This is a genomic window from Endozoicomonas atrinae (genome assembly GCF_001647025.1).
Lineage (GTDB): Bacteria > Pseudomonadota > Gammaproteobacteria > Pseudomonadales > Endozoicomonadaceae > Endozoicomonas > Endozoicomonas atrinae.
Genome location: NZ_LUKQ02000170.1, coordinates 1 through 12,116, shown reverse-complemented (window position 1 = coordinate 12,116; position 12,116 = coordinate 1). Strand labels below are relative to the sequence as shown.

The window sequence follows — 12,116 nt, the reverse complement described above, 5'->3', positions numbered from 1 at the left end:
GCGTCATTCGTAAGGCGATCAAGAACCGGAAGATTTTTCGGACTGATGAGTCAGTCATGAAGGTAATCTATCTGGCCATGGAAAAAGCTTCCGAGAAATGGACCATGCCGATCAGGAACTGGAAAGCAGCCATGAACCGGTTTGAAATTATGTTTCCTGACCGGTTCAAGGAGTAATAGTTTTGGTGGCGTTTACACAGAATTATTTACAGGCTCGTTTGGACTATATCATTGGTTACGCAATAGTGTATCGAATGTCTGTGTACTTTTACTGACAATTTTCCCGATATAGTCTTCGGTAATCATCAGATTAGTCATAGCCATCTGAGTTTTGAACATGTCCTTCATCCCCATGGCCTCACCAGGAGCCAGATGCTGCTTGACCAGATCAGCCCTGCCTTCCACATGGTCCCTGAGCCCCTGCATACCTTGAAGCACCTTATCTCCCAGCGTCAGGGCCGGTGCATCCGGATTAGCAGTCACTTCAATGGGTTTGAAATTCGTCGCCTGTGAGGCTTCATCTGGCGTCTGGCCAACCAGCTCCGCAAAACGCCCTGCTGCCCCTTCTTCTGGTTGATCCGGATTGGCAAAGCCTTCCTGCGTTTTTTCCAGCGCTTTGTCAGCCAGATCGCCCGTTTTGATTATATTGTCCGCCATGATAGTAACCTCTATTCATTATTTAATTGGTTGAGGTACTTAAAATCCTCTTATCTGTTTTAAAACAGCTTTTTAATATTATTGTCTTATAACTTTAGCTCATCTGCCTTGCTCATCAGAAACTGCATAGCCCTTTCCACATTAGGTCGATTGAAATCAGAATCATCCACAAATAAACAGATAACCATTTGATTTTCCTGAACTCCTACCTGTAAAGGATAGGGAAAACTCCTTTTGTAATGGCATTCCGCCAGAGCGCTTTCTAATAATGGCAGACTATTAAATGGGTCAATCTCCCGGGCCAGATACATCAAAACGCCCTCTTCCTTTTGCTCCATGTAAAAAGATCCTGCACCTTCTATTTCAAAACAGGCAACGCCAGTATCACCAAAATCGAACCCCCTGATGCCCATGGCCTCAGTAAACTCCGAAAGTACGCCATTACGCCAATCCATCCGTCCTCCTTAGCTTTTCACTCCACCCACCGGTGGTTCATTTCGGCCCGTATTCACCCGAGGAGCCCCCGGAAGATCAGCAAGTGACTGGATATACTGCTTGACCTTCACTTCATTGCCACCCAGAAGTGGTATTTCAGTTTTTGATGCTTCTGCCTGTTCAATATAACCAAGCAACTGTTTTAACTGAGCCTTGTCTCCAGCCATTGACTGGATATCTTTGAGGACATCGCCAATATCACCATACGCCTCGCCTTTAACCTGTCCTTGCACCTTAGCGGCAATATACGCTGCAGTCCCCCTGGCAGGCGCTGACTCAGTGGAAGCGTTTCCTGATACATCTGCATCACCAGACGTATCGCCACCCTCACCAGAAGAACTTCCGCCTTCACCAGACGCCTCAAATGTCGCTTCAACCGTCATACCCTCATCGGTATCCTGGCTTCCTGCTTCATCCAGGGTTGCCTCGACCTGCATATCCTCCGCAACATCCTGAGCGTCGGATTCATTCCAGGTTGATTCAACCGATAAGCCTTTCTCCTCCGCCCTGATACTGAACTTGTGAGAGTATTCCAGACGATCAAAGATATCCGTGCCCAATGGGCGTGTTTTCGACTCAGCCATCGGCGCTAAAGGATTGGTAAAGAACGCTTTCAAACGAGCCGTAAACGGACCTTCTTTAAAGCGGGGATGCAGACTTTCTTTAAGTGATTGACTCGGCCGTTTCTTGATTCTCGAATCAATATCAGCAATGGATGATTTAAGGCTGGCAAGATCTTTATTTAACTGGTCAAGATCAATATCCGGGCCACGATTATCTTTCAATACTTCGATTGCCGTTTTAACCAGATCCTCCACACTTGCATCGGGGTGAGTTTTCAACCACTCTTTCAGCGCTTTTTCATCGGGAGGAATAAGCGGTAACTCTTTTCCTTCGCCTGCAGGTGTGATGCCTACCTTAAGATCCTTGGCAAACGCCTTGCCTCGTTGACTGGCGACCTGTTTCAGCGCATCAATAATATCTACATTGTTATCCGTTGCGTACTTCAACGCATCTGATGCACTGTCATACACAAAGTTGGTATCCTTACGTTGATGCAGGTCCCGGGCCTTATCCAGAAACTCGTCCTGCTTCTCCATCAGCTCTTGATCGGAAAGTCCATCAAAGCTGCCCGTTGCCGTAACCTCTGGAGAAGCATTAACACCTCCTTTGGCAGTCACCTCCGGAGAGGTGCCTTTCGCTGGATCAGTGGTGGCTTTAGCCGTTGACGTTTCACCCTTTGCAGCAGGCTCAGCCTGTGTTTCTTCACTCCCCTGCCCAAGAGTGGGGACACCTGGGGATGCCATAAAGTCTGGAACCGGAGCCTCTTGATCTTGAGCCCCCTTGAAGTCACTGCCCAAGTCATCAAGGATGCTATTTGATACAGGGTTTGAATTAATAAAGTTATTTAACGTGTCTTCAGAGACTTCAGTTTCTCCGCCCTTACCATAGTTATCATCTGCCTTCCCACTGCCTTCCTCTTCCAAAGCCAGTGAATCCTGTTCATCTTGAATAGCAGCAACCAGGCTGTCTTTCACTTGCTCATTGGCAAAAATCTCTTCCGGAATTTCACGAATCAAGGTTGCAGTCTTATTGATAAAGGCTGTTCTAACTTGAACAGGCTGCTCACCCAGCCCCATTTGATCCATTAACGCTGTAAAGTCACTCCCTACCACAAACTGTTTATCCAGCAGATCCAGAACCTTTGTCATATATTGCTGGCCATCAAACTGCTCAATACTGATTGGTGGTCTGCTCATCTCCCCCTGTGTTTCCATACAGCTATCATGGATACCTACGAGCCTTTTCAGAGTCGTCATATCATTAATCACAGAGCGCAGATGAGTGTCTTCCGTTGTAGACGTCATCGAATTCAACTCGCCACTCAAAAACCTGAGTCTTCTATCTACCGACTTCTCAAAACCGGTCGCCACCTGATTATTGCTCTGATCTGTATCTACAGCTCCCTGGTTATTGTTCAGGTCTTTAAATGCTGCAGCGAGGGATTTATGATCCTTGACATGACCAAATACCTGCGTTCGAATTTCATCCGGAGTTTTATCCGGATGAAAGTCATCAGCCAGTTTACCGGCAGCTTTTGATAGTTCTCTGCCAGTCTCAATATATTGCGGATGTTCTTTCTCAAGCGCTTCAATGGCTTTAAAAATTTCATCTTTCGGCAGAGCGTCAGGGTCGGCTTTAAACTCAACCGCAATTTCATAAAGCGCAAGATACTGATGGTAAGGGTCCTTAAACTGCTCTTTGGCCCCTTTAAGGTAGTCTTCCTGTTTATAATCCTGTTTTGACTCTTCAGGAAAGCGTCTTTTGAAATCCTGCGTTTCAGGAACTTCTTCAACAATCTTGATTTTTTCAATTAATTCAAGCTGCCGCTCAGTTTCCGTTTTGCCTTTGGTTGTTTTTATTTCATCTTTTGTCCGGAAATTTGCTCTCGCACTACCGATCTCTTCCGCTATATCTGTACTTTGGGAAAGAAGCGATGGTTTATTGGAGGCCTGTACCTCCTGCCCAGTTGACAATTTTCCTGCCGCTCCAGCAGCACCCGCAGCCGACGTCGCGGTAGTCTGCAGCTGCTGCGTCACTGCTGAGGACTGTATCCCTCCAAGTGGATTACCCATGCTTTCCCTCTTTACAAGAAAAAGCCAACCCGTAAGGTTGGCTACATCTTATAAACCACGTCCTTTTATTAACTTGTTATCAAGATCAAGTGATTGACCTGTGATCAAGCTCTCGTTGTTGATTTGAGTGTTTCGAACCATGAGCGGATGATCTCATCCATCTTGCTGATGACCGTTTTCACCATATCCTGATGGAGGTTCATAAACTCAGTTTCAGACTGTGCCGCATTATCATGGGTTTTCTGGAATGCCTCGTGCATTTTGACCTGCGCCTGATGCATGCCCGCCTGATAGTCAGTACCAGCCTTTATCAGGTCCCCCCCTGCAGAGGTCATCTGGGCGAGCCCCTGAGAAAGAGAAACCTGCCGTTGCATTGACCCTTGATCCAAACCACCTGCTTTCAACGACATGCCAAACTGCATACCACCGGAAACAATTTTGGTAGCGGCGCTCGCAAAGCCACCAATTGCGCTCATCAGGGCAGCACTTTTCATTTCTTCTGCCTGATTCAGAATCTCATTTTTTGACGCTTCGTACTCAATGGCACGAGATTCCCTGGCGGCAGCCCGCTGGCTCGTACTCATCTTGAACAAAAGTTCCATTACAGCAAAGATATCCACCAGCTGTTCAAGTATTTGCATATTATCAAAGGATTGGCCTGCAGCCATCAGGTTCATTCCTTTGCTGCCTGCCATCAGGTACTGTGCCAATCCCTGGGGAGCATTACGCATCAGAGCAGCCTGATTCTTTAACGACGCAGGGTTGCTGGTAAGAAGAATGACTTCTATCTCCTGCTCACTGAAGCCCATCTTGGCCAGCAGCTGCTTTTGTTCTGCACTGCCCAGTTGAGAAAGCTTACCATTCAATAATGCAGCCAGCCCCTCAGCCGCAGCACCACGAAACCCAAGCGCCTGCAGTACAGCTTTTGCATCAGAACCTGCTGCGCGCATGGTATCCAGACGGCTGCCATCGGTATCTGGTGGCGCAAGCGACATCATCGTTTTGATCTGGCTGTCCGTGAAGCCCAGGGACCTCAGGATGGCCGTTTTCTGATCCAGACCTTTCGCACCACCGTGCTGAGAGGCCAGAAACGTCTGGATGTCCTTGGAGGTTGACAGCTGCTCCAGATTATCCAGCTGAAACTTCTGAAATCCTCCCATGCCAGCCAGCACTTGCCGCTTTCCTTCAGAGGTTTCCACCCCTTTACCAGAGAGAAGCTGCATGTAAGAGGCGGTATCATCAAGAACCGCCGCCTGTGATTTCAGCTTCGCAGCTTCACCTTTGGTCACCGTTCCACTGAGGACATTACTGAGCAACTGTTTGGTCGACTCCATGGCCTCATCAGTTGACTTGGAAAGAGTCGCCAGCGTTTTACCGGCATTGGTCATTTGATTTTGTGAAAGATCATCGGGTGAGGCCAGTGATGGCTTGGCCTGCTGGGCTGCTTTATTGGCCTCACCCAACACCTCAGATTTGACATGCTTGCTTGAGGCAAGACGAACGCTCTCCTGCTGAAAGTCAATATCACCTTTCTTTATCGCCGCCTTCTTTGCGTCAGATGTCGTTGGTTTATCAAGGAGCATCTGCAAATGGGCATTCTGCGCCGCCCGATCTCCACCAGAAATTCCCTCGGCCATGAGTTACCTCCATGTATCACTGTTAAGGTAAAAGCAACCTTAATTCATTATCCTTTGAGAGCAGAATTGAGCTTGGTCATCGTCTCGTGGTTGTCTTTCATCATGCCGGTCATGACCTGCCAGACCTGCTGCATGTCCTCGATAACCTTGCGGATGTCCTCAACCATGTCATCAATGATGTGTTGATTGTGCATCATCCAGGCAAACAGCTCTTTGGCTTCAGCTTTTAACATATCGGCTTCATAAGTCATGGCTGTGCTGTGAGCACTGGCCGAACCATCAGCAATCATCGCCCCCCCACCGACAGCTCTGGCAATCTGGGTAAAGCGAGAGGCCATCGCCGCCATTCTGGAAGCCCTTGCGGTTGCTGTTAACGCAGTCGTTGCCGAGGCTGTGACAGTGGCTGCACTGGATGCACCACCAGCTGCAGCGGACGTACCCTGAGCAGTCGCAGTGGCCGCCGTAGAACCAGCACTGGCCCCCGCTCCGGCAGCTGCGCCACCAATACTCAATATCATAATAACGGCCGACCAGAACACCATCGCACCAATCATGGCTTTATCTTCTTCTACACCAAATGCCATCAACAGCTCGGCGAATCCTTTGTTCATCCAGTCACCGGTTTCAGAAGAAACCGTCATCAGAACAGTTAAGGCCAGAGCTGCAGCCATCAGTCCCATGGCTACCGGCGAACCAACCCCTGTAGCAAACATAACAACCATTACAATGGCCATGATGGCTACGGCGATATAACCGAAGATTTTACCGATCAGTCCTGACTTTTTGGCCTCTTTCGCTTTCTCAATGGAGTCCAGAATCTTATTCATTCGCTTTTCTGAAAGCTGCTCCCGCTCGACCTGATTAATCTTGATATTCTCCTGATTATATACAAGACGGTTGTCCTGTAGTTTTGTCTGAATCGTCATCAGCATATGTGTTGCTGTATCAATATCCATGTGCTTTTTTGAGTTCAGGAACGTAGTATTAAAGGCTTTCAGATCTGCCTGCAATTCCGCATGAAGGTCTGCAGGCCCACCCTTCAGGTTGGCAACTCTGTTGAAGACATCGGCATGAAGATCACTCAGCTTTCCAAGCGAGTCATCACCGGCAAGCTTGCCCCCCACCCGGGCGGAAAATGAATGCATACCCCTCAGGGAATTGTCCGGGTCATTGGGATCCGCAAATTTCATCATTCCATCAATCAGCTCTTCACTGTATCCCATGGACAACAGATGGTCCTTGTTACTCTGCATAGAGCTGATATGACCAGCAAGAGGGTTTTTCCGCGGTGCAGGGCCTTCAGCAAAGGCTTTCAAATCACCTCTGATCAGATCAAGAAAGTCGGGCCCACCTTGCTCGATAATTGACTCTGAGGCCAGACCGAGCTTTACCGCTTCAGGGTTCGTTTTATTCAGCTTCTGGATTTCTGCAAAAACAGAGATCTCCTTGAGGACTTTTTCGGAAGGTGTATCTGAGCCTTCTACAGGAGCATCCAGGCTATGCTGGGGCCTGATGGGAGGATCAATATCCTCTTGCCCCTGATGCGTTGAAACCGTGTTCTGATCCGAGTAGCCACGATTGACACTGTCCTGCCGATCAACCCGGTCTTTCTGTTGTTGCTGCAGAAGTGAAGGGTCTACACCTGCCTGTCGTTGTAACTGATCTGCCGAATGAGGTCCCTGTTGAATATTTGCCATTCTGCTTACTCCTTAGCCTATTTTAGATTTTCCAGCATATTTTTGGCACGCTCCAGATCCTTGGCATATTCCGGGCTGTCGCCGGCCCAATCAATGGAGGTCTCATAGGAAATCTGGGCTTTTTCCTTATCGCCTTTCGCCAGATGGCAATCACCGATATACATCATTGGCCGGGGATCATCAGAGTCCAGAAGGGTGGCAAACGAGAAGATCTCTATGGCGCTGTCATACTGTTTCTGCATTTGCTGACATGCACCCAGTCCAAGAAAATATTTACGATTGAAATGGTCGTAAAAGCATAGGAATTGAAAAACTTTTTTTGCTTCTTCGTACTTCCCACCCTGATAAAGGTTATAAGCAACTGAGTAAATTGCCTCCATGGCATCATCACTCATATTTTTCAAATCCTTGAAGGTTCCTCCCTCACCGAAGAAATTCAGGAGCTTATCTTCAAGCTCTGCACCTTCATAACCATTCAGATCTTCATTATTCACGTGTGACTCCTCCATGAGTTAACGCATATTTTGAATAATAGTACTTATTGACTGGAAGTACTTGTTGATAAAATTAGAAAGCATTTCGAATGTCTGGTTGTATTTATTGATAGTCTGTTGAAGTTTGGTAGTTTCCAGTTGTGATTGACTGGTCAATGAATCAATCTTTCCTTTCAAACCCTCAATATTCACATCCCATTCGGCAGAATTATGAACAGCATCTCCACCGCTCGTACTGTACCCTGCACCCAGAGAGTCCCAGAAATCAATCATATCCTGTGGCATGGTGCTTGAGCCTGACGTACCAGCCTGAGCTTTCAAGTCCTTGGCCCTTCTCAGCATGTCACTAGCATCTTCTAATAGATCATTCTTCTGATTGATGGACTCTATCTGTTCTTCCAATTGAGTCTGGAGAATATCCGCCCGGGCCGTCAGCACGGCCATAATCAAGGCGTCCAGGCTGGGTTTGGTGAAATCCACCGGCTCACCCAGCAGGTAGGCATTAATCTCCGAAGCCCCTGGGCCTATATAATTGTCACCATTCCAGTTGGCTGGATTACTGACCTCCTGAACCAGGGCAATCGGTGCCTGTAGATAGACCAGCTGCTGCGAGGCTTCATCAAGCTGTCCAGTATATTGCAGCGAATTCAGAGTCTGTTTATTAACAGAATAAAAGTGGGTAGGAGTAAGTGAGTTACCCTGATCATCCGGGTCGGCCATCGATAACAGGGCTTCAATCTGGGCGTCGGTATAACCGGCAGCTCGAAGTGACTCAATCCTGGCATCATTCAAAGTAATGGTTGTAGTTGTGCTTGTTCCAGATTCAGTGCCGGTGGAATCCGTGCCGCCAACAGAGGTACTCATTAGTGACTCCCTTTCTTGATTGGAATATCCTTTAAATCACTACCATTAACTCTAGGTTAATAAACAACGTTCTTGCCAATTACACCTTGGTCGATTCTTTTTTTATGAAAAAAAGAAATTTAAAAAAAAATTTAAATTCCTTTTCCCATACGTTTAAGAAAATAATCCATTGCTATTTGCTGCTCATTTGGTTTGGCTTCTATTTTGTCCATAATTTCTTGAACTTCATTACTATCAAAAACCTCTCCAAGGAAGGCTTTTCTGCTTTCTTCCGTTTTAAGATCAACTTGAACACTATCACTATCAATTTTTGCATTTTGCAAACGTTGTCTTGCAACACTAAATGCAACATGTCCCAGTGCAGTAGCCACAAGCTCCTTGTAGTTATCCTCTGTCAATTTAACCTCTTCACCTTTTTGAACTTTACGTTGACGCTCAACTTCACGCCAACCCAAAATGCCAGTACGAATATCCATAAGAACGGCTTGTCCATTTACACCGCAATTTGATGTGTCATCAAGATCAGTTTCATACTCTGACTTCGGAATCAATTGGTTTATGACTCTTTTGCGATGCTCTTCTGCTTCTTCGGGCCGCTCATCATCCAAGGAAATCCCGGAGTCTGATGTGGGTGTAGATACAACCGATGTGACGGATGAAGGCGTTAGCTCACGGACTGGTGGAGGCATCGGCACTGGCGGTGTTACGGGTGTAGAAGTTTGCACAGGTGAAGGAATTGGCTCAGGCCTGGCCTGACCAAACTAGTGCATCATTCTATCCTCTCTATAAGCCTTTGATGCTCTTACAAGTTCAGTAAGCAGATCAAAAAACTCGATCCCCTTCATATCCTTATCAGCAAAATTCTCCAGTCGTCCGCGCATTTCACCGATGGTCAGCGGTGGCGCACTTGGATCAGGGGGAAGCCTGGGATCAGAGAATTGCATATAAACTTTATTCGTCAACCGTTCAATAAACTCATCGGTAGGCTGTATTCTACCCATAAGCTCTTTCATTTGCCTTTCTACCTCATCCATCCTGGCATTCTGAAAAGTATCAGAACCCTTGATATCCCTATCATCAGCAATATGGCGAAACTGATCAAAAAGGCCTGTCGTAGCAACCGATATCTCTTCTAAGGTCTTTTCATCAAACTCTGCATTTGGATCTTGGGAATGCCGATCCCATTGCTCTGGAGCATGAGCTTTATTTGAAAACGGGCTGAAGCTTTCGTTTATCAGGTTCCGGAGCTTATCAAGATTTTGAGTAAGATCATCGTCATTCTGCCCCCCAACCGTTTGCGTTGCCACAGTTGAGGTCCTGGCTCCCCTGGCGGTTTGCTGACCTCCGCCATTAGCAGCAGATGGTGGCCGTGATTCTGACATGACAAACTTGCCATCCGTATCGACAGCTCCTGTGCCTGGGCTTGAACCAGGTTCAGTTTTAGCGGCTGGGCTTGAACCAGGTTCAGTTTTAGCGGCTGGCTTCTCTGGACCCGTCGGTGTTTTACTATCCGGAGTATTCTGTGGGTTCTGATTCTGACCATTATTGGTCTGAGAGGGGCTCTGTTGTGGGTTTAGCCGGTCATGCACTTCGAATCCCAAAGACACCCCCAGACAAGCCAAGGCACAAGCCGCAAAAAAGGTCGCAAAAAGAATATTTGCCCCTGGTACCGGTATAAGAAGGGAGAGGAATGCAGCGATCGTGAATATGACAAATAAAGCCTGTAGCTTATGTGTACCGAGCCAGTTCCCAATCTTTTTTAACGCATCTAAAAACCTCTGGCCGATTGACTTTTTCGTTGTGTTACCCCCACCGTCAATATCGACTGAGCCTTCACTCTTAACCACTGGCTTACTATCAACACCACCTCCCTTGATCGAAAGGCTGGCAACTTCTGAACCACTATTGCCGCTGTCTCCCTCGATCGAAATGCTTTCAATGTCATCATCTCCCGCTGGTATTTCACCATCCGCCCCGGACGTTTTAGCAGCAGGAACCGGTAACTGTTGGTCAGGAGGTAGAAGGTCTCTATTGTCGTTTATAATCTCGCCCATCTTAGCAGCAAATTCAGGCTGACCAAGCAGCTCAACAACATCAGGCTGAGGAGGCAATTCATCAACACCTGAATCACCAGATACATCAGATACATCAGATACATCAGAAAACTCTGTGGTTATTGATGCAATTTCTTCATCATCAACCGTTGACACGGTGTCTTCAAATCCTAATTGATCTACATCCAAGTCCTTAGGAACACCGGAATCTGGAGTTAATGGGCGAGAAGGTGATTCCTGACGCTTGGACTGGGTGCCGTCGGCGGTTGATTGCCTGTCAAGTACATCAGAAGTCTGTGGCTCTGTTTCATCGGGCACAGTGCCATTTTCAACATAAGTGCCTTCATCACCCTCAGGAATTGTCTCCATAAGCCATGACGGATGAGGTCTGACAGCTTTAACGGTTCTTGGCTGCTCGGGAGAAGTCGGAGATGAAGCAGGATCAGAGTCCTGTTCACGTTTGACAGAGGGGTCATCTGGGCCCATCACATGAACGGAGACTTGCCGACGACCTCTTTGAGTGGAAAGCGAAACCGCATCACCATTCTTTAAAAGGGTAGACGGGCCATTTGATGCCGGTGACTGAGAGCCCGCGGGAGGGAGAGGTGGTGAGCTTTCCATGCGAATTCCTTTTCAAAAATCTCCGATATATAAAAGAAAAGTCTAGCTGATGAATAAAAAACAAAATCAATAAATAAAAGAAATTAAAAAAATTTAATTTAAAAAAAAGTAATAAAAATAATTACTATGCTAAAAGCAGTTATTTCATGTAATTAACCAAGGTAATTAATGTGCTTGAAACGCTTTATGTTCTGGCCATCACCGTTGAAGCCATGGCGGGTGCTATTGTTGCCGGCCGAAAAAAAATGGATCCATTCGGTATTTTAATTATTGCCTGCTGCACCGCATTCGCCGGAGGCACCGTTAGAGACCTGGTATTGAATAATCACCCCATGGTGTGGGTTGGCAAGCCAGAATACTTGATAATCACCTGCTCAGCTGCCCTGCTGGTGTTATTTATCCGCCCCTGGATTCGTTATATGACTGAGGCTTTCCTGGTGCTTGATGCTATAGGCCTGATTACCTTCAGCATCATTGGTGCCCAGAAAACTCTGGATTTAGGGCATGGCTACATCATCGCGGCCACCATGGCCGTTTTTACCGGTGCTCTTGGCGGTGTCGTAAGGGATATTCTCTGTAACCAGATTCCCCTGGTATTTCGAAAAGAGCTATATGGCAGTATTGCCTTTCTTTCTGCCTGGCTGTATTTCAGTTTGATAATGACTCCTCTTTCAGCTAACAGTGTTATTCTCATCACACTGATTTCTGGATTTACCCTTCGTATTCTTGCTATTTATAAAGGACTGGAGCTCCCAAAATTCAGTTTTGATGATTCATCCACTTCTGATGATCAACAGGAATGACCATTAAAAGCATTTATCCTCATGATAATTAAACGCGATGTGCGACTTTGTAAGAAGCTATCTCAAATTACTAGCATGATGGTAAGTCCAACTTAAATCTTCAAAATCACACAACTATACGCTTTCCGTTTTTTTAATCTTCGGAAATAAGGTTCTCAA

11 protein-coding genes and 1 pseudogene are annotated in these 12,116 nt (G+C 46.8%); 3 read left to right on the top strand and 9 right to left on the bottom strand.

Annotated elements, in window-relative coordinates; translation table 11 throughout:
- A pseudogene (locus AK963_RS35635) lies at positions 1-176 on the top strand (IS256 family transposase); the annotation flags it as partial.
- Positions 177-227: 51 nt separating this feature from the next.
- Here the strand turns inward: AK963_RS35635 and AK963_RS19495 are convergent.
- The 8 genes from AK963_RS19495 to AK963_RS19460 form a co-directional block, all read right to left on the bottom strand.
- Positions 228-656, bottom strand: a complete 429-nt coding sequence (locus AK963_RS19495; RefSeq protein WP_066017105.1) for an EscI/YscI/HrpB family type III secretion system inner rod protein — start codon at positions 654-656, stop codon at positions 228-230.
- Positions 657-742: 86 nt separating this feature from the next.
- Positions 743-1,111 (bottom strand): type III secretion system chaperone family protein, encoded by a 369-nt coding sequence (locus tag AK963_RS19490; protein ID WP_066017104.1) that lies wholly within the window; start codon positions 1,109-1,111, stop codon positions 743-745.
- Positions 1,112-1,120: 9 nt separating this feature from the next.
- Positions 1,121-3,787, bottom strand: a complete 2,667-nt coding sequence (locus AK963_RS19485; protein WP_066017103.1) for a TyeA family type III secretion system gatekeeper subunit — start codon at positions 3,785-3,787, stop codon at positions 1,121-1,123.
- Between the two features lie 104 nt (positions 3,788-3,891).
- Complete coding sequence (locus AK963_RS19480) at positions 3,892-5,424, bottom strand: hypothetical protein (RefSeq protein ID WP_066017102.1); 1,533 nt, start codon at positions 5,422-5,424, stop codon at positions 3,892-3,894.
- A gap of 47 nt (positions 5,425-5,471) precedes the next feature.
- The gene (gene sctE / locus AK963_RS19475; RefSeq protein WP_066017101.1) at positions 5,472-7,121 is read right to left on the bottom strand and encodes a type III secretion system translocon subunit SseC family protein; all 1,650 of its coding nucleotides are present in this window, start codon (positions 7,119-7,121) and stop codon (positions 5,472-5,474) included.
- A gap of 17 nt (positions 7,122-7,138) precedes the next feature.
- Positions 7,139-7,615: a SycD/LcrH family type III secretion system chaperone gene (locus tag AK963_RS19470; protein ID WP_238593789.1), complete on the bottom strand. Its 477-nt coding sequence runs from the start codon at positions 7,613-7,615 to the stop codon at positions 7,139-7,141.
- Between the two features lie 18 nt (positions 7,616-7,633).
- Entirely contained in the window at positions 7,634-8,479 is an 846-nt protein-coding gene (locus tag AK963_RS19465; protein WP_066017099.1) for a hypothetical protein, read from the bottom strand.
- A gap of 131 nt (positions 8,480-8,610) precedes the next feature.
- Complete coding sequence (locus AK963_RS19460) at positions 8,611-9,087, bottom strand: hypothetical protein (RefSeq protein WP_066017098.1); 477 nt, start codon at positions 9,085-9,087, stop codon at positions 8,611-8,613.
- A 19-nt stretch (positions 9,088-9,106) separates the two neighbouring features.
- Between AK963_RS19460 and AK963_RS36680 the strand changes: the two genes are divergently transcribed.
- Positions 9,107-9,235: a hypothetical protein gene (locus AK963_RS36680; protein WP_274520540.1), complete on the top strand. Its 129-nt coding sequence runs from the start codon at positions 9,107-9,109 to the stop codon at positions 9,233-9,235.
- A gap of 5 nt (positions 9,236-9,240) precedes the next feature.
- Here the strand turns inward: AK963_RS36680 and AK963_RS19455 are convergent, their stop codons facing one another.
- Positions 9,241-11,154: a hypothetical protein gene (locus AK963_RS19455; protein WP_066017097.1), complete on the bottom strand. Its 1,914-nt coding sequence runs from the start codon at positions 11,152-11,154 to the stop codon at positions 9,241-9,243.
- Between the two features lie 170 nt (positions 11,155-11,324).
- On the opposite strand from AK963_RS19455, the gene AK963_RS19450 reads away from it, so the two are divergent.
- Positions 11,325-11,957 carry a trimeric intracellular cation channel family protein gene (locus tag AK963_RS19450; RefSeq protein ID WP_083232780.1) on the top strand — a complete coding sequence of 211 codons (633 nt, stop codon included), beginning with the start codon at positions 11,325-11,327 and terminating at the stop codon, positions 11,955-11,957.
- The last annotated feature ends 159 nt before the right edge of the window (positions 11,958-12,116 follow it).

What these genes read in the sequence shown, in the direction of transcription:
- AK963_RS19455 (WP_066017097.1), bottom strand. Translation starts at nt 11,154, where the DNA reads ATGGAAAGCTCACCACCTCTCCCTCCCGCGGGCTCTCAGTCACCGGCA.
- AK963_RS19495 (WP_066017105.1), bottom strand. Translation starts at nt 656, where the DNA reads ATGGCGGACAATATAATCAAAACGGGCGATCTGGCTGACAAAGCGCTG.
- sctE (WP_066017101.1), bottom strand. Translation starts at nt 7,121, where the DNA reads ATGGCAAATATTCAACAGGGACCTCATTCGGCAGATCAGTTACAACGA.
- AK963_RS19490 (WP_066017104.1), bottom strand. Translation starts at nt 1,111, where the DNA reads ATGGATTGGCGTAATGGCGTACTTTCGGAGTTTACTGAGGCCATGGGC.
- AK963_RS19485 (WP_066017103.1), bottom strand. Translation starts at nt 3,787, where the DNA reads ATGGGTAATCCACTTGGAGGGATACAGTCCTCAGCAGTGACGCAGCAG.
- AK963_RS19465 (WP_066017099.1), bottom strand. Translation starts at nt 8,479, where the DNA reads ATGAGTACCTCTGTTGGCGGCACGGATTCCACCGGCACTGAATCTGGA.
- AK963_RS19480 (WP_066017102.1), bottom strand. Translation starts at nt 5,424, where the DNA reads ATGGCCGAGGGAATTTCTGGTGGAGATCGGGCGGCGCAGAATGCCCAT.